22 protein-coding genes are annotated in these 22,782 nt (G+C 71.9%); 6 read left to right on the forward strand and 16 right to left on the reverse strand.

Going from position 1 to position 22,782, the window contains the following annotated elements:
- Positions 1-32 precede the first annotated feature (32 nt).
- Entirely contained in the window at positions 33-2,111 is a 2,079-nt protein-coding gene (locus tag P1V51_12230; protein ID MDF1563806.1) for a cache domain-containing protein, read from the reverse strand.
- A gap of 380 nt (positions 2,112-2,491) precedes the next feature.
- Here P1V51_12230 and P1V51_12235 point away from each other — a divergent pair, with 380 nt between their 5' ends.
- Positions 2,492-2,680, forward strand: a complete 189-nt coding sequence (locus P1V51_12235) for a hypothetical protein (GenBank protein MDF1563807.1) — start codon at positions 2,492-2,494, stop codon at positions 2,678-2,680.
- Here the strand turns inward: P1V51_12235 and P1V51_12240 are convergent, their stop codons facing one another.
- Positions 2,681-3,139, reverse strand: coding sequence for a YdeI/OmpD-associated family protein (locus P1V51_12240; GenBank protein ID MDF1563808.1), 459 nt, complete (start codon positions 3,137-3,139; stop codon positions 2,681-2,683).
- 130 nt (positions 3,140-3,269) lie between these two features.
- Here P1V51_12240 and P1V51_12245 point away from each other — a divergent pair, with 130 nt between their 5' ends.
- Both P1V51_12245 and P1V51_12250 read left to right on the forward strand, forming a co-directional pair.
- Positions 3,270-4,175: a hypothetical protein gene (locus P1V51_12245; GenBank protein ID MDF1563809.1), complete on the forward strand. Its 906-nt coding sequence runs from the start codon at positions 3,270-3,272 to the stop codon at positions 4,173-4,175.
- 76 nt (positions 4,176-4,251) lie between these two features.
- Positions 4,252-5,349 carry an ATP-dependent 6-phosphofructokinase gene (locus P1V51_12250; GenBank protein MDF1563810.1) on the forward strand — a complete coding sequence of 366 codons (1,098 nt, stop codon included), beginning with the start codon at positions 4,252-4,254 and terminating at the stop codon, positions 5,347-5,349.
- A 73-nt stretch (positions 5,350-5,422) separates the two neighbouring features.
- Here the strand turns inward: P1V51_12250 and P1V51_12255 are convergent, their stop codons facing one another.
- Both P1V51_12255 and P1V51_12260 read right to left on the reverse strand, forming a co-directional pair.
- The gene (locus P1V51_12255; GenBank protein MDF1563811.1) at positions 5,423-5,899 is read right to left on the reverse strand and encodes a heavy metal-binding domain-containing protein; all 477 of its coding nucleotides are present in this window, start codon (positions 5,897-5,899) and stop codon (positions 5,423-5,425) included.
- 2 nt (positions 5,900-5,901) lie between these two features.
- Positions 5,902-6,222 carry a YbjQ family protein gene (locus P1V51_12260; GenBank protein ID MDF1563812.1) on the reverse strand — a complete coding sequence of 107 codons (321 nt, stop codon included), beginning with the start codon at positions 6,220-6,222 and terminating at the stop codon, positions 5,902-5,904.
- A gap of 131 nt (positions 6,223-6,353) precedes the next feature.
- Here P1V51_12260 and P1V51_12265 point away from each other — a divergent pair, with 131 nt between their 5' ends.
- Entirely contained in the window at positions 6,354-7,475 is a 1,122-nt protein-coding gene (locus tag P1V51_12265; GenBank protein MDF1563813.1) for an Hsp70 family protein, read from the forward strand.
- Positions 7,476-7,495: 20 nt separating this feature from the next.
- Here P1V51_12265 and P1V51_12270 read toward each other — a convergent pair whose 3' ends face one another.
- Positions 7,496-7,978 carry a YchJ family protein gene (locus P1V51_12270; protein ID MDF1563814.1) on the reverse strand — a complete coding sequence of 161 codons (483 nt, stop codon included), beginning with the start codon at positions 7,976-7,978 and terminating at the stop codon, positions 7,496-7,498.
- Positions 7,979-8,099: 121 nt separating this feature from the next.
- Here P1V51_12270 and P1V51_12275 point away from each other — a divergent pair, with 121 nt between their 5' ends.
- Both P1V51_12275 and P1V51_12280 read left to right on the forward strand, forming a co-directional pair.
- On the forward strand, positions 8,100-9,068 hold the full coding sequence (locus P1V51_12275) for a P-loop NTPase (protein ID MDF1563815.1): 969 nt from the start codon (positions 8,100-8,102) through the stop codon (positions 9,066-9,068).
- Positions 9,065-9,580, forward strand: a complete 516-nt coding sequence (locus tag P1V51_12280) for a helix-turn-helix transcriptional regulator (GenBank protein ID MDF1563816.1) — start codon at positions 9,065-9,067, stop codon at positions 9,578-9,580. The genes P1V51_12275 and P1V51_12280 overlap by 4 nt, the downstream gene beginning before the upstream one ends.
- Positions 9,581-9,661: 81 nt before the next feature.
- Here the strand turns inward: P1V51_12280 and ftsZ are convergent, their stop codons facing one another.
- From ftsZ to P1V51_12335, 11 genes are all read right to left on the reverse strand, one after another.
- Complete coding sequence (ftsZ, locus tag P1V51_12285; protein MDF1563817.1) at positions 9,662-10,978, reverse strand: cell division protein FtsZ; 1,317 nt, start codon at positions 10,976-10,978, stop codon at positions 9,662-9,664.
- 69 nt (positions 10,979-11,047) lie between these two features.
- Complete coding sequence (gene ftsA, locus P1V51_12290; GenBank protein MDF1563818.1) at positions 11,048-12,274, reverse strand: cell division protein FtsA; 1,227 nt, start codon at positions 12,272-12,274, stop codon at positions 11,048-11,050.
- A gap of 119 nt (positions 12,275-12,393) precedes the next feature.
- On the reverse strand, positions 12,394-13,218 hold the full coding sequence (locus P1V51_12295) for an FtsQ-type POTRA domain-containing protein (GenBank protein MDF1563819.1): 825 nt from the start codon (positions 13,216-13,218) through the stop codon (positions 12,394-12,396).
- Positions 13,218-14,171, reverse strand: coding sequence for a D-alanine--D-alanine ligase (locus P1V51_12300; GenBank protein MDF1563820.1), 954 nt, complete (start codon positions 14,169-14,171; stop codon positions 13,218-13,220). The genes P1V51_12295 and P1V51_12300 overlap by 1 nt, the downstream gene beginning before the upstream one ends.
- A complete protein-coding gene (gene murB, locus P1V51_12305; protein ID MDF1563821.1) occupies positions 14,171-15,136 on the reverse strand; it encodes a UDP-N-acetylmuramate dehydrogenase in 966 nt (321 codons plus the stop codon). Before murB ends, P1V51_12300 begins: the two co-directional genes overlap by 1 nt.
- Complete coding sequence (gene murC / locus P1V51_12310) at positions 15,133-16,545, reverse strand: UDP-N-acetylmuramate--L-alanine ligase (protein MDF1563822.1); 1,413 nt, start codon at positions 16,543-16,545, stop codon at positions 15,133-15,135. Before murC ends, murB begins: the two co-directional genes overlap by 4 nt.
- The gene (murG, locus tag P1V51_12315; protein MDF1563823.1) at positions 16,542-17,702 is read right to left on the reverse strand and encodes an undecaprenyldiphospho-muramoylpentapeptide beta-N-acetylglucosaminyltransferase; all 1,161 of its coding nucleotides are present in this window, start codon (positions 17,700-17,702) and stop codon (positions 16,542-16,544) included. The genes murC and murG overlap by 4 nt, the downstream gene beginning before the upstream one ends.
- Complete coding sequence (gene ftsW, locus P1V51_12320) at positions 17,699-18,826, reverse strand: putative lipid II flippase FtsW (protein MDF1563824.1); 1,128 nt, start codon at positions 18,824-18,826, stop codon at positions 17,699-17,701. Before ftsW ends, murG begins: the two co-directional genes overlap by 4 nt.
- A complete protein-coding gene (gene murD / locus P1V51_12325; GenBank protein ID MDF1563825.1) occupies positions 18,823-20,205 on the reverse strand; it encodes a UDP-N-acetylmuramoyl-L-alanine--D-glutamate ligase in 1,383 nt (460 codons plus the stop codon). The genes ftsW and murD overlap by 4 nt, the downstream gene beginning before the upstream one ends.
- Positions 20,202-21,341, reverse strand: a complete 1,140-nt coding sequence (mraY, locus tag P1V51_12330) for a phospho-N-acetylmuramoyl-pentapeptide-transferase (protein ID MDF1563826.1) — start codon at positions 21,339-21,341, stop codon at positions 20,202-20,204. The genes murD and mraY overlap by 4 nt, the downstream gene beginning before the upstream one ends.
- Positions 21,338-22,780, reverse strand: a complete 1,443-nt coding sequence (locus P1V51_12335) for a UDP-N-acetylmuramoyl-tripeptide--D-alanyl-D-alanine ligase (GenBank protein MDF1563827.1) — start codon at positions 22,778-22,780, stop codon at positions 21,338-21,340. The genes mraY and P1V51_12335 overlap by 4 nt, the downstream gene beginning before the upstream one ends.
- Between the last annotated feature and the right edge of the window lie 2 nt (positions 22,781-22,782).

Consider the following 22,782-nt stretch of genomic DNA (forward strand, 5'->3'; position numbering starts at 1 on the left):
TGTAAGGACCGCCGGGCGCCCCGGAGGCGCCCCTACTTGACCGGAGTGGCCTTCAGGGCGGCCTTGCCGGCCTTCACGTAGACCTGGAAGCGGACCGAGCGCGCGCCGTGCTTTCCCTTGATCGCGTCCCGGTTCTTGCGCAGCTTGGCGGCGAACTTGTCGAAGGTCAGGCCGTCGGCGCCCTCGCCGCACTGGCGGCGGGTGGCCACGAAGTCCTGGAAGACCTGCTTGAAGTGCTCCTCGTCCGGGTCTCGCGCGGCGCCGCCCTGGGCGCGAGCGGTCGCGGCGAGCAGGGCGTCGGGGACCTTGGCGACCACGGTGGCGTCGGGGCCCTCGTGGCCGTCGTCCATGCCGTCCTCGCCGTAGGCCGCGGCGAAGGGATCGGCCGCCGCCTGGGCGAAGGGATCGGGCGCCGCCGCCGGGGCCGGAGCCGAGGACGCGGAGGCCGCGGCCTGCTCCTGGGCGGCGAGGTCGTTGAGGTTCACCACCCGGGTCGAGTCCGAGAAGTAGTCGCCCTGATCCGCGGAGGACTCCATCTCCGTGGCGAAGGGATCGTCGCTGGCGGGCGCGGGCGCGGCCGGAGGCGGCGCGGGCGGCGTGTAGGCCGCCGGGGCGGCGGCCGGGGCGGGATCGGCGAAGGGATCGAAGCCCCCGGGGTCCGCGGCGGCGGCCGGCGCCGCGGGAGGCGCAGCCGCGGGCGCGGAGAAGGGATCGAAGCCGCCGTCCGCCGGGGGCGGCGCGGGCGGATCGAGGGAGGCGGCCGGCGCGGGCGCGTCGGAGAAGGGGTCGAAGCCACCGGCGTCGGGCGCCCCGCCTGCCCCCGGGAAATCGCCCGGCATGATCGGCGCGATCTCATCGTCCCCGCCGAACGCGGCCGCCGGAGCGGGAGCGTCACCGAAGCCGAAGTCGTCGTGGTCCGCCTCGGGCGTCTCGGCCGGGTGATCGCCGAGCACGCTGCCGATGTCCGCGTCGCGGTGGACCATCACCTGATCGGCCAGCCCCGGGGCGCGGCTCGCCGCCCCCTCGAGCGCGGCGTTGATCGCCTCGGCCACCGGCCGGAAGGCGCGGGAGTAGCGGCGCGGCTCCAGGCGATGGGCGGTGTCACCCGAGACCGAGCGCTCGATGTCGGCCACCAGGCGCTTCGCCCACTTGCCGCCGGCACCCGAGGCGACGAAGAAGGCCCAGATCAGGGAGAGGGCCAGGAGGCCGCCGGCGCCGCCCATCCAGTAGAGGGCGATCTCGTCGAAGGCGGCCACCGAGTCGTGCACGCTCACGGTGGCGATCAGCACCGCGTCGGCGACGCCGGGGAGCGGCACCTTGCGGGCGTAGCCCTCCGGAACGGTGAGGCCGACCACCTGCACCAGGTAGGGCATGATCAGCAGCTGATCGCTCTCCCCCCATGGCACGGCGTCGTCGGGGCTGGCGCTCTTCGTGGCGAGGGCGACCGCGCCGGCGTCGTTGAGCTCGCCGGAGGAGGCCACGATGGCCTGCCCCCGGGCGACGGTCACCTCGACCCCGACCTGCGAGCGCAGCGCGGTGAGGAGGCCGGCGTCCACCGGGAAGAAGAGGGTGATCGCGCCGAGGGGCTCGCCGCCGTCTGCTGCGACCGGCGCGGAGGCCACGGCCAGCACGTTGCCCTCGCCCACCGGGTACATCGTCGAGCGGGCATCCCCGGCGTGCACCGCGGTGAGCCAGGCGAAGTCCTCGGTGCTCGCGCCCTCCTCCACGCTCTCGCCCACCCGGGCCCGGCTCGCGCCGCTGGGCGTGGAGAGCACCACCTCCAGCGCCGGACGGACGCCGGCCGGGAGGATGACCTCGGCGATCGCCTCCTGGGCGCGGGTGACGTTGGAGGTCGGCGGGTTGCCGGCGAGGCGGCGCGCGGCCTGGATGGCCTCGAGGACCGCCGGGTCCCGGGCGAGGGTGCGGGCATAGTCGAGCTCGGCGGCCTGCCGCTGGGTCTGGGCCTGAGCCAGCCTCACCACGGCTCGCTCCAGTCTCGCCGAGGAGCCCCGCTCGAGGTCGGCCAGGAAGAACTTCGCCGTGAAGGCGAAGAGCGCCCCGATCAGAACGACCGCCAGGAGCGAGTAGATCCAGAACTTGAGCTTGATCATCGATGCACCGTCGCCGCGGACCCCGTGTGAAAGGATCGACGGAACCAGGGTCTTCGTTCCGCCCCCATCATCGCGCCCCATGGTAGCGCACAGGCCGCTTCAGGAAAAAGAACCCGTTCCGCCACGGCGCCAGGAGAAGCGGCCCCGGGGCTCGCCCACCGCGCTCCCGGGTGCTGTCGAATCCCGGACACGAAGGGGTGTTCCCGGACCCTCACCTCGGAGGACGCCGGCCGGGAGAGACCCCGGGAAGAGCCTCCTTTCGGGCGGCTCGCGTGCTCGCCGGCCGCGCGCGGGGACCTGGCACGAGATGTGATCTCTCCTCCCTCCAGATCCGATCGCCTCCGCCCGCCCCTCACCCACGAGAGAGAGGAGAACCCTCCATGACCCGCTCCGACTTCCTCACCTGCGAGACCTGGGAGACCACCCTGCTGCTCGGCCGCGTCGCCGAGGCCGCCAGCCGCGACGCGGCCGCCCTGGGGGTCCCGACCGAGTCCCTGATCTTCAACGGAGACGACGAGGCCGAGGGCAACCCCTGGCTGCGGCATCGCCTCTCGAGCTTCGAGCGCTGATCAGCTCATCGGCGACTCGAGGAGACGCTCCACCGTCTTCTCGATCCGCCGGGCGCGGGTCTCGGGGCGCTTGGCCTCCTCGATCCACTCGACGTACTCGCGCTGGTGCGAGAAGGCTAGGCGCTCGAAGGCCTTGCGCGCCGCGTCGGCGTCCGCGAGCGCTCGCTGCAGATCCTCGGGGACCTCGACCTTCTCCGGCTGCCGGGCGATCTGCAGGACCACCTTGACGTTGCTCCCCACCGAGACGCCGGCGAGGCGCTGCAGCTCGGGGGGCACCATCATGAAGTGGCCGCCGTCGTCGGTCGGGAAGACGCTGGTGTCGATGGGGAAGGTGTTCAGGGTCCCGGTGACGGGCACCCGGCCCTTGTGGCCAAGGGCATCACTCGCCTCAGCGGGCAAATCGAGGCAGAGTTGCTGACGACGACGGACCAACTCTGCCTTGAAACGAACGAGCGGCATGCTCCCTCCGAACGACTGGACTTCTGATCTCCGGCACCGGCCAGATTCGGGGACTCTACCCCAACTGGACCGGAAAATGGGGCCCAGAGCCTTTTTTCGCCATGGACCGAGCGCCCTCCTCCTGACCCTGTTGGCGGGGTGCAGCCTCCACACCACCCCGCCGGGCGTCCCGGAGCCGACGCTCCAGCGGGAGGCGGAGGAGCTGGACCTCCTGATCGTCAGCGGCGGAGAGGGTGAGGCGGCGACCTTGCTGGTCGGCAGCGGCGGCGAGGTGGCGGCGATCGACGGCGGCCCCCTGGGGGGCCCCCTGGCCGTGCTCCTCGATCTCTGCCAGCGCTGGGGAGCCTGCGAGCCGGACCACGTGATCGCCACCCCCGCCCCACCCCGGGGCTCCCCGGGGCTGCTCTTCCTCCTGGCCGGCGAGGATCGCCAGCCGGGGACCGACGACGATCGAGTGCCGGCCGGCGCGCGCCTGGAGATCGACTCGGAGCGCCCCTGCCCGGCCCTCGCCTGCCATGCCCTGCGGGACCTGCTCGGCCCCGAGCGGGCCGCGCGAGACGGCGACACCCTCCTGCTGGGCGAGGGCCACCGCCTGCGCCTCACCCTCGAGGGCCCCTCCCCTCGCCTCTCGATCTGGCGCGGCGGCGAGGCTTCCCGGGTCGAGGCGGGCGCCCTCCTCTGGGGACCCGCGCCCTGCCGCCTGCCCGCCGGCAGCGAGGGTTGGGCCTTCGCCGACCTCACCCGCTGCCCGGGCGGCACGCTGGAGCTGGAGGCCCCCGATCGGGCCCCGCCCCTGGTCGTGCTGAGCCGTGGCGCGGGGGACTGCGAGGCCCTCGAGCGGGACCACGACCTCCTGCAGGCCGCGGGCAGCCGGGTGCTGGTGGTGGGCGAGCCGGCCGAGGGCGCCCGCTGCCGCCTGCCCGGCCCCCGGGTCGGCCGTCACCTGATCCTCCGGGTCGGCGGCGGGGAGGCCCGCCCCTTGCGCCTCGAGCCCGACGGCGCCCTCCGGCCCCTGCCCACGCCCCCCTCCCCCTGACCCTCCCCCGCGCGGCGAGCCCGGGGGTAGGATGGGCGCGCCGGGCGCTGCACGCCCGAGCGGGAGGAGGCAGACGATGGGAAGCAAGCCCCTTAAGATCGCGCTCTCGACCGGTGGGGGCGACGCCCCCGGCCTCAACGCCGTGATCCGGGCGGTGGTGCTCGCGGCCGACAGCCGCAGCTGGGACGTCTACGGGATCCGCAACGGCTACGAGGGGCTGCTCGACACCGACGAGATCGTGCGGCTCACCCCCGAGACCGTCTTCGGCATCCACCCCCTCGGCGGGACGATCCTGGGCACCACCAACCGGGGCAACCCCTTCGAGTTCCCGGTCGAGAACATGGCCGGCGAGGTCGAGGTCCGCGATCTCTCGGCGAGGGTGATGGAGAACTTCCGGCGGCTGCGCTTCGACGCCTTCATCGCGGTGGGCGGAGACGGCTCCCTCGGCATCGCCCAGCGCTTCGGTGAGCTGGGGATGCCGGTGATCGGCGTGCCCAAGACGATCGACAACGACCTCTCGGGCACGACGGTGACCTTCGGCCTGGACACCGCCTGCGTCACCGCCACCGAGGCCCTCGACAAGCTGATCACCACCGCCCGCTCCCACGAGCGGGTCTTCGTGGTGGAGGCCATGGGCCGCTACGCCGGCTGGATCGCGCTCGAGAGCGGGATCGCCGGCGGGGCCGACGCCATCCTGATCCCCGAGATCCCGTACGACATCCAGAAGGTCGCCGACAAGATCCTGGACATCGACGTCAACGGGAAGAAGTTCGCCATCGTCGTGGTCGCCGAGGGCGCGAAGCCCATCGGTGGCGAGAGGGTGATCAAGGGCGGCGCCGAGGGCGGCCGGCAGGAGGTCGTGCTCGGCGGCATCGCCGAGCGGATCGCCCGGCAGCTCGCGGAGCTGACCAAGAAGGACACCCGCCACCTCGTCCTCGGTCACCTCCAGCGCGGGGGCTCGCCCACCCGCTTCGACCGCCTGCTCGGCACCCGCTTCGGGGCCGCCGCCATCCGCTTCATCGAGGAGGGCCGCTTCGGCAACATGGTCGCCCTCGATCCCCCGGAGGTGAAGGCCGTCCCCCTCACCGAGGCGATCTCGCGGATGAAGAGCGTGCCGCTGGATGGGGATACCATCCAGACCGCGCGCGACCTCTCGATCTGCCTGGGCGACTGAGGGCCTCTCTCGGCCCCCGAGGAAAGGCCGTGTACGTGCACGTGCACGTACACGAGCACGGCTTTTCCTCTGGCTACCGGGTGCGGACCCCGGTCCCGAAGGCCAGCACCTCGATCCCCGCCGTCCCCTTCCCATCGGACCGGGACGAGGCGAGGCGCGAGGTCTCGAGGCGGACGTTGATCACGGCGTCGTAGCCCGCCGCCTGCGCCTCCTGCTTCAGCCGCAGGATCGCCTCCCGGCGCGCCCGCTGCATCAGGGACTCGTAGGCGTCGATCCGCCCACCGACGATCCCGATCAGCCCGGCGACGATCCGCTTGAAGTAGTCGATCGAGATCACGACGCTCCCGGAGAGCAGCTCACCCCCGGTCGCCTCGCCGAAGGAGGCCGGCAGGCGCTTCAGGGTGATGGCGGGCAGGTGCCGCAGCCTCACCTCGCCCACGTTCAGCTCCCGGAGGTGCCGGCGCTCCTGGGCCGAGCCGACCAGCCAGCCGATCAGCAGCAGGGCGACGAAGCTCCCGACCTGCAAGAGGAAGCCGATGAGGTTCTCCATGATCAGCCGTCCGCCAGCTTCACGGCCGTGCCGTAGGCGAAGAGCTCGGCGGCCCCCTGCGCCACCGAGGAGGTCGAGAAGCGCACGTTGATGACGGCGTGGGCGCCGAGGGACAGGGCCTCGGCCTTCATCCGCTCCAGCGCCTCGACGCGGGCCTCCTGGAGCAGCTCGGTGTAGCCCACGAGCTCACCCCCGACGAGGTTCTTGAGGCCGGCCATGATGTCCCGCCCGATGTGCTTGGCCCGGACGGTGCTGCCGGTGACGATTCCCAGGTGCTCGGTGATCGAGCGGCCGGGGACCTCTTCCACGTTGGTGATGATCATCTCTTCGGGGTCTCCTTGCCGGGGCGGGGCCCCGGGCTGTGGTAGAAAGACGGGAGTGGGCGACGCCTGGGGGGCTAGCCATCTGACGGGAACCACACTCCCCTGAGTTTCTGGGTGTGGAGGACACCTCGGTGATCGGCATCGACTTCGGAACCAGCACCACGGAGGTCGCCGTCGTCGTCGACGGCCAGCCGGTGCTGCTGCCCGGCCCCCGGGAGGACCGCGTGATCCCCTCGATCGTGGCCTACCCCCCGGCGGGCAGGACCATCGTCGGCAGCGAGGCCGAGGCCCGCTGGAGGATCGACCTCGAGAACACCATCCACTCGGTCAAGCGCATCGTCGGCCGCCGCTGGTTCGACCAGGAGGTCGCCGAGTTCCGGTCGACCTGCGGCTACGCCCTCGAACGGGGGCAGAACCACGAGATCCTCATCGACTGCCGGGGCGGGAAGCTCACCCCGACGACGGTGGCCACCACCCTCCTCGAGCGCATCCTCGGCACGATGAACCTGCCGGTGGACGTGCCCGTCACCCTCGGCGTGCCGCCCTCCTTCGGCTCCGACCAGCGCCTGGCCCTGGTGGAGATCGCCAACGCCGCCGGCCTGGAGCGGGTGACCACCATGGACGAGCCCTACCTGGCCGTCCTCCCCTACCTGCGCCGGGAGGAGCAGCAGAAGAAGGTCGCGGTCTTCGACCTCGGCGGCGGCACCTTCGACCTCGCCGTCCTCGATGTCCGCGGCCGGGTGCACCGCCTGCTGGCCTGTGACGGAGATCCCTACCTCGGCGGCAACGACATCGATCTGGGGATGGCCGACTGGGTCCGCAGCCAGGTGCTGGTGCAGAAGCACTGGGATCTGCGCTCCCGCCCGGAGAGCTGGACCGCCCTGATCGGGGTCTGCCGGGAGGCCAAGAAGCGCCTCTCCGTGCTGCCGCAGACCACGATCTCCCTGGGGCTGGTGGACCCGGTGGTGGCCGACGTGACCGTCCCCATCTCCCGGCACGACCTCAACCCCACCCTGCACGAGGCCATGGGGCGCTGCTTCGCGATCTGCGACCACGTGCTGCGCGAGGCGGGCCTGCGGGCCAGCGACATCGACGAGGTGGTGCTGGCCGGCGGGTCCACCTACCTGCCGCAGGTGCGGGAGGCGGTGGCGACCTACTTCGGAGCGCCGCCCCGCAGCGAGCTACCCGCCGACCACCTGGTCGCGATGGGCGCCGCGCTGGCCTCCGCCGCGCGCGACTCGAGGGGACGCTAGCCCGCTTCTGGCGGAAGCGCTCAGGCCGCGCAGCACTTCTTGTACTTCTTGCCGCTCCCGCAGGGGCAGGGATCGTTCCGGCCGATCTTGGGACCCTCGCGCCGGATGGGCTTGGGCTTCACCGCGTCGCCGTCGAGGAAGTACCACCCGTCCTCGAGCTTCACGAAGGTGGAGAGCTCGTGGTGGGTCATGCTCTGGCCGTCGATCGAGTAGCGGGCGATGAACTCGAGCTCGGCGCGCTCGCCGCCCTCGTCCATCTGGCTGTCGACGATCTCGAAGCCCTCCCACTCGGCCTTCTTCGCCCACTGCTTGGTGGCCTCGAGATCCACGTCCTCGGAGGTCTCGGGGGCGTTGCTCGTCAGGATGTACTGGGTCTCGTTGGTCGCGTAGGCCGTGTAGCGCGCCCGCATCACCGCCTCGGGCGTCGGGGGCTTCTTCTTTCCCTTGATGTAGGGCTTGCAGCAATCGGCCAGGGGTTGTCCGGACCCACAGGGGCAATTCACGTCGTCAGACCTCCGGGAGGGTTGAAGGCGCGCATCCTAGTGGTGGGACGAGGGCGAGGCAAACTCGCTGGGGTGCTTCCCGCTTGCTATGCTGACCGGGACTCTGCCAGCGAAGGCGAAGATGCAACCAGGGGGTAGCCACAGCAACGGCCCGGACGCGGCCGCGAGCCTACGGGCCCGCCTGCGCACGGCCCTCGAGCCCACCGTCTGGGCCGTGGGCGGAGGCAAGGGGGGGGTCGGCAAGACCCTCTTCAGCGTGAACCTCGCGGTGGCGATGGCCCGGCGGGGAGAGCGGGTGGTCCTGGTGGACGCCGATCTGGGGGGGGCGAACTGCCACACCGTCCTGGGGCTCGCGAGCCCGCAGCGCTGCCTGGCCGACTTCATCTCGCGGAAGGTCGAGCGCCTGGACGAGGTGCTGGTACCGACGACCATCCCCAACCTCTGGCTGGCCAGCGGCTCCCGGGGGCTGGAGGCGGCGAACCCCCGGCACGTCCAGAAGCTGAAGCTCCTGCGCCACGTGCGGCAGCTGGACGTCGATCACGTCCTGATGGACCTGGGCGCGGGCTCGGCCTTCAACGTCCTGGACTTCTTCCTGGCCGCCGACGAGCGCATCGTCGTGGTGGCGCCCGAGCCCACCTCGATCGAGAACGCCTACCACTTCCTGAAGTCGGCCTTCTATCGCTCCCTGCGGGACACGGCGAAGAAGGGGCAGCGCAAGACCCTGATCCAGAACCTCCTCGAGGAGCGGATGAAGCGGGGCATCCGCTCGCCCCGGGCCCTGGTCGCGGCGGTGACCGAGGTCGACGCCGAGGCCGGCGAGGTGCTGGCCGAGCGGGTCCAGCGCTTCAGCGCTCACCTCGTGGTGAACCAGGCCCGCCGGGCCGAGCACCAGCGCCTGGGCGCCGAGATGGAGCTGGCCTGCCAGGAGTACTTCGGGGCGCGCATCACCCACCTCGCCACCCTGCCCCGGGAGGACGAGGTCCTCGACGCCATCGCCGAGCGGGCGGTGGTCTACGAGCGCTCCCCCAACGCCGACTTCTCCCGCGCCATCCGGGGCCTGGCCGAGCACCTGGGATCCCGAGAGCCGTGAGCCAGCCCACTCCCCGCGAAGAGGCCCTGCGCCTCCTGGGCCTCGATCCCGAGACCGAGCCGGACACCCGCGAGATCGATCGCGCCTACCACGGGCGGGTCGCGGTCTACCGGGAGGGCGCGCTGGCCAGCTACGCCCTGATGGACGAGAGCGAGCGCCGCGAGCGCCTCGCGCAGGTGGAGGCGGCCTACAAGCTCCTCTCCGAGCCGGAGCGGGAGGCCTTCAGCGAGGCCCTCCCGCCGACCTCGAAGCCCCCGCCCTACGACCCCGCGTCTCCGGGGGCTTCCCTGAAGCGGGTGCGCGAGCACCTGCGCCTGACCCTCGACGACTGCGCCGGCCGCACCCGGATCATGCGGGCCCACCTCGAGTCCCTCGAGGAGGAGCGCTGGGAGAGCCTGCCCCCGGCGGCCTACGTCCGGGGCTTCGCCCTCCAGTACGCCAAGAGCCTGGGCATCACCGAGGCCGAGGCGCTGGCCAACGAGCTGGTGGCCCGCAGCAAGACCGCGGACTGACCCCCGGAACGAAGACGCCCGCCCCCACCTCGTGCAGTGAGGTGAGGACGGGCGGAGATACTACAGGGTCAACCTTTCCGATCAGTCCACGCCGCGGCGCAGGTAGGTCGGGATGTCGAACTCGTCCTCGACCTCGGAGACCTCACCGCCGGTGGCGGCCGGGGAGCCGTAGGCCCCGACCCGGGACTGCTGGGCCCGGACGTAGGCCGGCACGTCGGTGTCGGCCTCGGAGGGCGCGGGGGCCGGCGGCGCGATGGCCGAGGCGGCCCGGGGGTCGATGGTCGCGGGCTTGGTGGCCGGCGCGGGTGCCGGCGGGCTGCGCCGCGAGATCGACGAGGTGTGGCGATCGATCGGCCGCACGGTGGCGGTGACCGGAGCCCGGCGGGTGGCGGTCCGCCCCGCGGAGGCGCCCGGGGTGACCCGCTGCACGCGGCGCTCGTCCTCGGGGGAGAAGCCGGTGGCGATGACGGTGATCTTCATCTCGTCACCCATCCGCTCCTCGATCACCGAGCCGAAGATGATGTGGCAGTCCTCGTCGGCCGCCTCCTGCACGGTGTAGAGGGCCTCGTTCACCTCGTGCAGGGTCAGGCCCGGCCCGGCGGTGATGTTGATGAGGATGCCGCGGGCGCCCTCGATGCTGACCTCCTCGAGGAGCGGCGAGTTGATGGCCTGGTAGGCCGCCTCGTTCGCCCGATCGGGTCCGATCCCGTAGCCCGAGCCCATCAGCGCCATGCCCTGCGCGCTCATGATGGTCTTCACGTCGGCGAAGTCGACGTTGACCAGGCCGGTCGTGGTGATCAGATCGGAGATGCCCTGCACCGCGTTGTAGAGGACCTCGTCGGCCTTCTTGAACGCGTCGAGGAGCGTCGTGCTCTCGTCCGCGATGGAGAGGAGGCGCTGGTTGGGGATGGTGATCAGCGTGTCCACCGCCTCCTTCAGCTCGAGGATGCCCTCCTCCGCCTGGCGCCGGCGCCGCTTCCCCTCGAAGGCGAAGGGCTTGGTCACCACGCCGACCGTCAGCGCGCCGGCCGACTTCGCGATGTCCGCGATGATCGGCGCCGCGCCGGTGCCCGTGCCACCACCCATGCCGGCGGTGACGAAGACCATGTCCGCGCCGGCCAGGCTGTCGGCCAGCTGCTCCTTGTCCTCGAGGGCCGAGGAGCGCCCCACCTCGGGGTTCGCCCCGGCGCCGAGGCCGCGGGTGGTGGTCTCGCCCAGCTGGATCTTGATGGACGCCCGGTTGTTCCGCAGCGCCTGCAGATCGGTGTTGGCGGCGATGAAGTCCACCCCGTCGAGGCCACCCTCGATCATGGTGTTCACCGCGTTCCCGCCACCGCCGCCGACGCCAACGACCTTCAGCCTCGCTCCACTGTCGTTTCTACGCTCGAATTCCAACATTGTTTCTTTCTCCCTTTCGCTTCATCCGCTCTCGCGTCTGCGTGTCCCCTCTCGGGGCGGAGTTGTTCCCTAGAAAAAATCGGCCAGCCACGCGCGCATCCGCCCGCGAACCTTGCCGTAGACGTTCTCGTCCCTCACCCGGAAGTGCTTCGCATCCTGGTGCTGGGCGCCGTAGAGGACGAGCCCGACGCCGGTGGCGTACATGGGGCTCCTCACCACGTCGACCAGGCCGCTGATGCCTCGGGGCGTACCCCGTCGCACCGGCAAGCTGGTCACGTCCTCGGCGAGCTCCACCATGCCCTCGAGCAGGGTCGAGCCACCCGTGATCACCAGCCCGCTGGCGAGCAGCTCCTCGTAGCCGGACTTCTGGATCTCCCGGTGGACGAGCATGAAGATCTCCTCCACCCGCGGCTCGATGATCTCGCAGAGGATCTGCCGCGAGAGCACCCGGGGAGAGCGTCCGCCCACGCTGGGCACCTCGATGGTCTCCTCTCGGTCGACCATCGACGCCATCGCGCAGCCGTACTTCAGCTTGATCTTCTCGGCCTCGTGGGTCGGCGTCCGCAGGCCCACCGCGATGTCGTTGGTGAGGTGGTGGCCGCCCACCGCCAGCACGCTGGTGTGGACGATGGCCCCCTCCGAGAAGATGGCCAGGTCGGTCGTGCCACCGCCGATGTCGATCAGCGCGACGCCCAGCTCCTTCTCGTCCTCGGTGAGGACCGACTCGCTGGAGGCCAGCTGCTCGAGCACGATGTCGGCGACGTTGAGGCCCGTCCGGTTGGCGCACTTCACGATGTTCTGGGCCGAGGAGACCGCACCGGTGACGATGTGGACCTGCGCCTCGAGGCGCACGCCGCTCATCCCGATGGGCTCCCGGATGCCGTCCTGCTCGTCGACGATGTACTCCTGCGGCAGGATGTGGATGACCTCTCGATCCAGCGGGATCGCGATGGCCTTCGCCGCGTCGATCACCCGCTCCACGTCCGGCTGCCGGATCTCCTTGTCCTTCACCGCGACCACACCGTGGCTGTTGAAGCCCTTGATGTGACCACCAGCGATGCCTGCATAGACCGTCGAGATCTCGCAGCCGGCCATGAGCTCGGCTTCCTCGATGGCTCTCTTGATCGAGGCCACGGTGGACTCGATGTTGATGACCACGCCCTTGCGTAGTCCCTTGGAGGGGTGACTGCCGATGCCGATGATGTCGATACCGCTCTCGGTGACCTCACCGACGATCGCGCAGATCTTGGTCGTGCCGATGTCGAGACCGACGATCAGCTCTCCTTTCTTCGCCATGTATCCTCCCTCACGACCTTCGAGGCACTGCTTCGACTCCGGCTTTGGATCTCTCCCCACCGGGGTCCGGGGCTCTCACCCCACCTGTTCAGCCGCTACGGAAATTGTGGGTGCCGCTTCTATTCCACCCGCGCCACCACCCACTGTGGGCGCGTGTGACCTTCCACAAAGACCTCCCTTGGCGCCTCTCCCCTCTCGGAGAGAAGCAGGAGGAGATGATCGAGGCGCTTCATCCGCGCCCCGAGCTCGTTCCGGCCGAGGTGCGCCACCAGCGGCGGCGCAGCGTCGGACTCGGCGAGGGTGAGGCTGGTCCCGCGGACGGGATCCCGGTGGATCTCCGCCAGGGGCCGCCGGCCCTCGATCTCGTTCCAGGCCGCGAGCACGGCGAGGGCCTGCCGGAGCGGCTCTCGCAGCTCGGCGGCGCTCGCCTCGGTGTCGAGGCCGGTGATCACCGGCAGGCCCCGTGGGTCGCTGCCGGGATCGAAGTTCTTGAAGATCGTCCCCTCCCCGTCGACGAGGTAGAGGCCCCCCTGCACCGCGATGGCCTTCGCCACGTGCTCCTCGACCTCGATCGAGAGGCCCGCGGGCCAGTCCTTCCGGACGTGGGCGTGCCGGATCCAGGGGTGGCTCTCGAGGCGCGCCTCGATCTCGTCACCGTCGATCCGCCACAGGTTCGTGCCCGGGCGGATGCGGGCGAGGTCGGCCAGCTGGTCGAGCCGGGCCCGGTGGTTGCCGGCGAAGCGCACGTCCCGCACGGCGAGGTGAGGCGTGGAGGTCAGCCAGAGGTAGCCGGCGATGACCCCCCCGAAGGTGAGGGTGACCACCGTGAGGGCGGCCAGGAGGCGCGCCGCCGAGAGGACGACGGCGCGGAACACACCACGGCGCCTGGCCTTCTTGACCTCGGCCGGCTGCACTCGCCGGTTGCCGGTGCTGGTGCGCGCCATCAGCCCTCGCGCTCCTTCTCCAGGCCCGCCCCCAGGAGGAGGCGCTCGCAGAGCTCCGCGAAGGAGATGCCACGGCCGGCGGCGATCTTGGGGACCAGGCTGGTGCCGGTCATCCCGGGCAGGGTGTTGAGCTCGAGGAGCTGGGGGACGTCGTCCTCGGGCACGATGAAATCCGAGCGGGTGACGCCCTTGCAGCCCAGCGCCACGTGCGCCCGTCGGGCGAAGCCGTGGACGGCCTGCGCCACCTCCTCGGAGAGGGGCGCGGGCACGAGGTACTGGGTGCCGCTCTGCTTGTCGTACTTGGCGGTGTAGTCGTACCACTCCCGGGCGGGGCGGATCTCGACGGTGCCCAGCGCCTCGCCGTCGAGGACGGCCACCGAGATCTCGCGGCCGGCCACGAAGCGCTCGATGAGAAGGTCGCCGGGGAAGGCAGCGGCGGCCTCGAGAGCGGCGGCGAGCTCACCCTCGCTCTTGACGATGGTGATCCCCACGCTCGAGCCCTCGCAGTCGGGCTTCACCACGCAGGGCAGGGGCAGCTCGAGATCCTCGGGGCCGAAGCCCGCGATCTCGGAGGCGAGGACGACCTGGTACTCGGCGGTGGGGAGGCCCGAGGCGTGGAAGACCCGCTTCGAGGCGACCTTGGACATCGCCAGCGCCGAGGCGAGCACGCCGGAGCCGGTGTAGGGCAGGCCGAGGCACTCGAGGAGGCCCTGCACGCAGCCGTCCTCACCCCAGCGCCCGTGGAGGGCGTTGAAGACCGCGAGAGGCTCGAGGCGGGTGAGCTGCCCGGCGAGATCCTCCCGGGCGTCGACCCGCTCGACGGTATAGCCCAGCGACTCGAGCGCGGCGGCGCAGGCCTCGCCGGTGTTGAGGGAGACCTCTCGCTCGGAGGAGTCCCCTCCGAGGAGGACGGCGACCTTGCCCGCCTTCAGTGCCTCTGCGTTCGCGACCACTAGAACTCTCCGAGCAAGCGGACCTCGAGCTCGAGGCCGATGCCGCTGCGGGCTCGCACCTCGCGCCGGCAGAGCTCGATGAGCTTCAGCACCTGCGCCGAGGTGGCCTTGCCACGGTTGATGATGAAGTTGGCGTGGACCTCGCTGACCTGGGCGTCGCCGACGGTGCGCCCCTTGAGGCCCGCCTCCTCGATGAGGCGCCCCGCGTAGTCCCCGGGGGGGTTCTTGAAGACCGAGCCGGCGCTCCGGCCGCGGGGCTGGGTGCGGCGGCGGCGGCCGAGCTCTTCCTCGGCCTCGGCCTGGGCCGCCGCGACCTCCTCGGGGCCGGCCCGGTGGAAGGCGAGGGTCACCGAGGTGACGATCCCGCCCGGCGGCAGGGTGGCCTCGCGGTAGGCGAAGCGCAGGTCGGCGGCGGGGATGGTCAGCAGCCCCTCGGGGTGCGCCACCTGGGCGTGGACCACGACGTCGACCATCTCGCCGAGGCGGGTGCCGGCGTTCATCTGGAGGGCCCCGCCGAGGGAGCCCGGGATGCCGATGAGGAACTCGGGGCCGACCACCCCCTCCTCGCGGGCGAAGCGCCGCACCTCGCCGGTGGGCGTGCCCGCGGGGAAGGTGACCTCGAGCGTGTCCTTGCCCCGGTGGCGAACGACGCGCTCACCGAACTCGGGAGAGAGGTGGAGGGTGAGGCCGCGGATGCCGCCGTCGCCGACCAGCAGGTTCGAGCCGCCCCCGACCACCGTGTAGGGGATGCGCTCCCGGCGGATCACCGAGAGGACCTCGACGAGGGTCTCCGGGCCGTCCGGCTCGTAGAAGAGGTCGGCGGGGCCGCCCACCCCGAGGGTGGTCCGCCGCGCCATGGGCTCGGCCCAGGAGAGCTTGCCCCGGGCCACCGCCTCGATGGCCCCGGCCCAGGGGGGGCGCTCGGAGATCGCGGTCCGGCCGCGCACCTTGCTCGCCGCGTTCATGCCTCTTCCTCCGTGCCAGCCCCGGCGCCCACGGCGCGCAGGGTCTCCAGCAGAGCCTCGCTGAGCTTCCAGACGTCACCGGCCCCGAAGCAGATCACCAGGTCACCCTCCGCGAGCTCGGGCGCCAGCCGCTCGCAGACCGCGTCGAAGCTCGGGGCGAAGCGGGCGTCGTGGTGGCCGTGCCGGGAGATCGCCCGGGTGAGGAGCTCGGCGTCGATCCCCTCGAGGGGGGCCTCGCCGGCCTCGTAGATCGGCGTGAGCAGCACGGTGTCCGCGTCGTTGAAGGCGCGGGTGAACTCCTCCCAGCAGTCACGGGTGCGGGTGTAGCGGTGGGGTTGGAAGACCGCGATGAGGCGCCGGTCCATCGCCTTGCGGGCGCCGTCGAGCACGGCCGCGATCTCGGCGGGGTGGTGACCGTAGTCGTCGACCACGGTCACGCCGCCCACCTCGCCCCGGACGGTGAAGCGCCGCTGCACGCCCCCGAAGGAGGCGAGGGCCTCGCGGCTCACCGTGGCCGGCACCCCCATCTCGTCGGCGATCGCCAGGCTGGCCAGGGCGTTGAGGACGTTGTGCTGCCCGACCATGGGCAGGGAGAACTCGCCGTAGTGCTCGCCACGGTGGACGACCTCGAAGTGGGTCGTCAGCCCCTCGGGCCGCACCGCCCGGGCGTGCCAGTCGGCCTGCGAGGAGAAGCCGTAGGTGGTGAAGCGCTTCTCCACCTGCGGCAGCAGCGCCTGGATCACGGGGTGATCGAGGCAGAGCACCGCCAGGCCGTAGAAGGGCAGGCGGTTGATGAAGGTGAGGAAGGCCTCGTGGAGCGCCTCGAGGGTGCCGTAGTGCTCCATGTGCTCGGGGTCGATGTTCGTGACCACCGCCAGGGCCGGCGCATAGAAGAGGAAGGAGCCGTCGGACTCGTCGGCCTCGGCGACGAGGTAGTCGCCCTGCCCGAGGCGGGCGTTGGTCCCCAGGGTGTTGATCTTGCCGCCGACCACCACCGTGGGATCGAGGCCCCCGGCCTGGAGGAGGTGCGCGACCAGGGAGGTGGTCGTGGTCTTGCCGTGGGAGCCGGCGATGGCGACGCCGTACTTCAGGCGCATCAGCTCGGCCAGCATCTCGGCCCGGGGGATCACGGGGATCGCCGCCTCGCGAGCGGCGACCACCTCGGGGTTGGTGGCCGGCACCGCCGAGGAGACCACGACCACGTCGGCCCCCTCGATGTGCCCGGCCTCGTGCCCGAGGTGGGTGCGGGCGCCGAGGGCGTGGAGGCGCCCGGTGACCTCGGAGGCCCGCAGGTCGGAGCCCGAGACCCGGTAGCCGAGGTTGAGGAGCAGCTCGGCGATGCCGCTCATGCCGATGCCGCCGATGCCCACGAAGTGGATCTGGCTCGCCTTGCCCCGGAACATCGTCATGACTTCGACTCCTTCCGGGCGCGCTCGTCGGCCTCGCGGTTCTCGCGCTCGAAGCCGCCGTCCGCCATCCAGAGCTCGACGCAGGTGTCGGCGATCTCCCGGGCGGCCTCGGGGTGACCGAGGAGCCCCGCGGCCGTCTCCATCTTCTTGAGGCGCTCCGGATCGGAGAGCAGCTCCAGGATCTCCCGGGCGAGGCGCTCGGGGGTGAGTTCGCCCTCGGGCAGCAGCACCGCCGCGCCCTTGTCGGAGAGCGCCCGGGCATTCAGCGTCTGGTGATCGTCGGTCGCGAAGGGGAAGGGCACGAGGATCGCGGCCCGCCGGCAGATGGTCAGCTCCGCGATGGTGGTCGCGCCCGCCCGGCAGACGACCACCAGCGAGCCGGCGTAGGCGCCGGACATGTCGTGGATGAAGTCCTGCACCTCGACGACCGCCGGGCTGCCGGCCGCCTCGTAGGCCGCCCTCACCTCGTCCACCGCATTCTTGCCGGTCTGGTGGATCACCCGAAGGGTCGGGATGGACTCGGCGATGATCGGCACCGCGCCGACCACGGCCTCGTTGAGGGCCCGCGCCCCCTGGGAGCCACCGAAGACCAGCACCTGGGGCCGCTCGCGGTCGCGGTGCGGCGCTGGCCGCAGGAAGTTCTCCATCAGGGCCTGGCGGATGGGGTTGCCGGTGATGATCACCTTGGAGGCCCGGAAGAAGGGGATGGCCTCCTCGAAGGAGAGGAAGACCCGCCGGGCGAACTTGCCCACCGTGCGGGTGGTGAAGCCCGGCAGGGCGTTCTGCTCCTGCACCACCACCGGGATCCGCCGCAGCCAGGCGGCCAGCGCCACCGGTCCGCTGGCGTAGCCGCCCACGGCGACCACCACCCCCGGCCGGTAGCGGCGCAGGATCTTCCAGGACTGCCAGATCGCCTTGGGCACCTGCAGGAGGCTGCCCAGGAAGGAGGCGAGCCCCACCCGCTTCAACCCCTGGACCTCGATGAACTCGATCGGGAAGCCGGCCCGGGGGACCGCGTCCTTCTCGATGCCCCGGCGGGTGCCGACGAAGAGCACGTCGTTCTCGCTGTGCCGGGTCATGAACTCCTCGGCCAGGGCGATGCCCGGGAAGAGGTGTCCGCCCGTGCCGCCGCCGGCGATGACGATCCGCAGGGTCATCGGCGCACCCCCGGGCTCGGACGCAGGAAGCCGCCCTCCTCGGCCGAGAGGCCGAGGAGCACCCCGGCCATGGCCAGGGAGATGACGAGGCTGCTGCCGCCGTAGGAGAGGAAGGGAAGGGCCAGGCCCTTGGTGGGCAGGAGCCCCATGGCCACGGCCATGTTGAGCACGGCCTGCAGGGCCAGCAGGGTGGTCAGCCCCAGGGCGAGGTAGGCGCCGAAGCGGGTCTCGGCCCGGTAGGCGGCCCGCAGGCCCCGCCAGACGATCAGCCCGAAGAGGAGGAGCACGGCCACGACGCCGAGCAGGCCCAGCTCCTCACCCAGGATCGAGAAGATGAAGTCGGTGTGGGCCTCGGGCAGGAAGAAGAGCTTCTGTCTTCCGTCGCCCAGGCCCAGGCCGGTGACGCCCCCGGCCCCGATGGAGATCAGGGACTCGGCCACCTGGTAGCCGGCGTCGTCGCGGGTGGCCCAGGGATCGAGGAAGGCCAGCACCCGCCGCATCCGGTACGGGGTGGCGACCACGAGGTAGACCGCCGCGGGCACGGCCATCATCGCCGCGAGGCCGAGGTAGCGCATCCGGGTGCCGGCGAGGAAGAGGAGCACGCCCACCACGAAGGAGAGGGTGACGGCGGTGCCGAAGTCGGGCTGCATCAGGATCAGGAGGATCGGGATGCCGGCGAGGAGCCCGGGGCCCAGGAAGCCGCCGCCGAGGGAGCGCACCTTGTCGTCCCCCTTTCGGGAGAGGGTCCAGGCCAGGTAGAGGACCACGGCCGGCTTGGCCACCTCGGAGGGCTGGAAGGAGAGCACGCCCAGCCGCACCCAGCGGGTGGCGCCGTTGGCGGTGACGCCGATCCCCGGCAGGAAGACCAGGCAGAGCAGCGCGATGGCGACGAGGAGGGCGAGGGGTGCCAGGTGCCGCAGGCGCTCGCTGCCGAGCTGGATGCAGGCCAGCATGGCCATCAGGCCGATGCCCGCGGCGCCCAGCTGCGCGAGGAGGTAGCGCAGCGGCTCGCCGGTGCGGTGCTCCGCCGCGACCGCGCTGGCGGAGTAGACCATCACCAGCCCGATGCCGGTGAGGAGCAGGAACGCCCAGAGGAGGACGGGATCGACGCGGCGGGTGCTCATGGGAGGGCCTCCACCAGCTCGCGGAAGCGCTGACCCCGGACCTCGTAGTTCGGGAACTGATCGTAGGAGGCGCAGGCCGGGGAGAGCAGGACGGTCTCCCCCGCGCCCGAGAGCTCGCGGGCTCGCTCCACCGCCGCCTCGAGGGTGCCGACGATCTCCGCCGGGCCGTGGGTCACCTCGCGCAGGGCCTCGACCAGGGCAGGCCCCTCCTCGCCGATGCCGAGCACCGCCTTGAGGCGCCCGCGCCCGGCCGCCGCCAGGGGGGCGTAGGAGGCGCCCTTGCCCCGCCCGCCGGCCACGAGGATCACGCCCGCGGCGAAGGCCGAGAGGCCGGTGACGGCGCTGTCGACGTTGGTGGCCTTGGAGTCGTTCACCCACTCCACGCCGCCGTGCGTGCGGACGGACTCGAGGCGGTGGGGCAGCCCGCCGAAGCGCTGCAGGCCCAGCTCGATCGCGCCGGGGCGCAGGCCCATCAGGCGCCCGGCCAGCACCGCCGCGGCGGCGTTGGCCTCGTTGTGGGGTCCGCGCAGGGCGGGGTTCTCCAGCCGGTAGCGCTCGACGGCGCCGTCCCCGGCCTGGAAGACCACCCTGCCCTCCTCGATCGAGGCGCTGGCGGGGCGGCCGGCCCCGTGGACGAAGAGGTGGGTGGCGCAGGGCGCCGCCTCCGCCATGGCGGCGGTGTGGGCGTCGTCGCCGTTCAGCACGAGGGCGTCGCCCGCCTCGGCGCTGCAGCGCTCGAAGATGCGGGCCTTGGCCGCCGCGTAGCCCTCCATGTCGCCGTGACGATCGAGGTGATCGGGCGTCAGGTTGAGGACCACCGCCACCCTCGGATGGAAGTGCCGGACGGTCTCGAGCTGGAAGCTGGAGACCTCCAGGACGATGGCGTCGAAGCGCTGCCCGCAGAGGGTGGCCTCGCTGGCCGGCCGGCCGAGGTTGCCACCGACGAAGACCTTCTGGCCGGCCGCGGTGAAGAGCTCCCCGAGGAGGGCCGTGGTCGTCGACTTGCCGTTGGTCCCCGTGAGGGCGACCACCGGCGTGCCGGTGAAGAAGGAGGCCGCCAGCTCGAGCTCGCCGAGGATGGGCACGCCGGCCTCGCCGGCGGCGCGAAGCTCGGGGATGCCCGAGGGGACGCCGGGAGAGACGACGATCAGATCCGCCTGCCGGAAGTCCTCGACCTCGTGCCGGCCGAGGACGAGCTCGACCGCCGCCAGCGCCGGATCGGCGGGCGCGTCGCTCTCTCTCGCGTCGGTCGCCTTCACGCTGGCGCCCTCGCGCAGGCAGAGCTTCGCCGCAGCCTGGCCGGAGCGGCCCCAGCCGACCACCAGCACCTTCAGGCCCTCGAGGGCGTAGGGCGGCCCGTAGTGGAGGGTCGTCGTCACCGCAGCTTCAACCCCGCGAGCGCGATCAGCGCGAACATGATGGAGATGACCCAGGCCCGGACGATGATCTTGGGCTCCTGCCACCCCTTGAGCTCGAAGTGGTGGTGGATGGGCGCCATCCGGAAGACCCGCTTGCCGGTGAGCTTGAAGGAGCCCACCTGCACGATCACCGAGAGGGCCTCGAGCAGGAAGAGGCCGTGGACGATGGCGCTCACCAGCTCGTTCTTGGTGAGGATGGCCAGCGTGCCCAGCCCGCCGCCGAGGGCCAGGGAGCCCACGTCGCCCATGAAGACCGAGGCGGGATAGGTGTTGTACCAGAGGAAGCCGATGCCAGCGCCGGCCAGGGCCGCGCAGTAGACCGAGAGCTCGGAGGCGCCGTCGATGTGCGGGATGTAGAGGTACTCGGCGAGGTTGAAGCCCGAGAGCACGGTGCCCGCGACGTAGGCCAGCACCAGCCAGGTCATGGCGGCGACGATCGAGGGGCCGATGGCCAGGCCGTCGAGGCCGTCGGTGAGGTTCGTGCCGTTGGCGGTGCCGACGATCACCCCGAGGGCGAGGAAGGGGTAGAGCCAGCCGAGGTCCGGGTTGAAGAGGTGCGTGCCGACGAAGGGCAACGCCACGTGGGTGTCGATCCCGTAGCCGACCAGCACCCAGGGGAACTCGGAGACCACCGTCAGATCGAGGTCGGTGTTGAAGATCAGGAGGAAGAGCCCGGCGAGGCCGAACTCCAGCGCCAGCCGCATCTTCCCCGAGAGGCCCTTGGACTTGTTGCGGAACTTGGTCCAGTCGTCGAGGAAGCCGATGACCCCGAAGGAGAAGGTCACCATCACCACCGTCCAGACCAGCCGCGAGCGGAGGTCGGCCCAGAGCAGGGTCCCCAGGAGGAGGGAGATGAGGATGAGCACGCCGCCCATCGAGGGGGTGCCCTGCTTCTCCTGGTGCGACTCGGGGGTGTCCTCGCGGACCGTGTCCTTGCCGTGCTGAGCGACCCGCAGCTGCCGGATGAACCAGGGGCCCAGGAAGAGGGAGACCATCAGGGCGGTGAGGCCGGCCATGGTGATCCGGAAGGAGGGGTAGCGCAGGACGTTCAGGAGCGGCCAGGCGTCCACGTAGGGGTAGAGGAGGTTGTAGATCATGCGCTCACCTCCTCCTCGAGCAGCGCGACGATGCGCTCCATCCGCATCCCGCGGCTCCCCTTGACCAGGACCACGTCGCCCTCTCGCGCCGCGCCGAGCGCGGCGGCGGCCTCCGCGGGCTCCTCGGTGTGTTGGCAGGCCTCGAGCCCGCCCTCCCGGGCGGCCGCGGCGGTGGAGGCCGAGAGGGGACCGAAGGCGACCAGCCCCTCCAGCCCGGCCCGGGCGGCGAGCGCGCCCAGCTCACGGTGGTGGGCCTCGGCGTGCGGGCCCAGCTCGAGCATGTCGCCGAGGGCGGCGAAGACCCGACCCCCGCCGCCGGGCGTGAGCGCGGCCAGCGCGGTGGCGGTCTGGAGGGCGGCGCCCATCGAGACGAGGTTCGCGTTGTAGCAGTCGTCCAGCAGGATGGCCCCGCCGCGGGTGGTGGTCCGTCGCAGCCGGCGCCCCACCGGCTCGACCGCGCCGAGCGCCACCGCCGCAGCGGCGAGGTCGGCGCCGAGCGCCCGGGCCACGGCCAGGGCGGCGCAGGCGTTGAGGGCGTTGTGGCTGCCGAGGAGGCCGAGCTCGAAGGTGAGGGTCTCGGCGCCGCCGACGCGGACGGTCACCCGCTGGCGGCCGCCGGCGAGGGTCTCCACCTCCAGGAGGCGCAGGTCGGCGTCCGCGGCCCGGCCGAAGGTCTGGAGCGCGAGCCCGCGCGTCCGCGCGGCCTCCCGGGCCAGGGGCAGGAGCAGGGCGTCGTCGGCGTTGGCGAGGGCCACCGCGCCTGCGGGCAGGCCCTGGTAGAGCTCGGCCTTGGCCCGGGCCACGCCCTCGAGGCTGCCGAGCCCCTCGAGGTGCACGCCCGCGGCGTTGGTGACCAGGCCCAGGGTGGGCTCGGCGATCTCGGTGAGCCGGGCGATCTCCCCGGGCGCGTTCATCCCCATCTCCACGACCGAGAAGGCGTGCGCCTCGCCGAGGGAGAAGAGGGTGAGGGGGACGCCGATGAGGTTGTTGAGGTTGCCGGTGGTGGCGTGCCCCGCCCCCAGGCTGGCGCCGAGGGCGGCCGCCGTGAGGGCCCGGGTGGTTGTCTTGCCGTTGCTGCCGGTGATGGCCACCAGGGGGAGGCCGGCGAAGCGCCGCCGGTGGTGGCGGGCCAGGTCACCCAGCGCCCGCTCGGTGTCGGGGACGAGGAAGAGGGAGAGGGCGGAGGGGGCGTCGGCGAGCTTCGGGTGCCCCGCGCGCACCACGGCGCCGGTGGCGCCCCCTTGCGCGGCCGTCGCGAGGAAGTCGTGACCGTCGAAGCGCTCGCCCTCGAGGGCGACGAAGAGCTGGCCTTCCGAGAGGCTGCGGGTGTCGGTGGAGACCGCGGCGAAGGTCGCGGGCGCAGCGCTGCCCTCGCCCGCCCGGTGGCTGGCCCCGGTGGCGTCGATCACCTCGCTCGTCGTGAAACCGTCTCGCTTCAATC

It is taken from the genome of Deltaproteobacteria bacterium (assembly GCA_029210625.1).
In the GTDB taxonomy this organism is placed as follows: domain Bacteria; phylum Myxococcota; class Myxococcia; order SLRQ01; family SLRQ01; genus JARGFU01.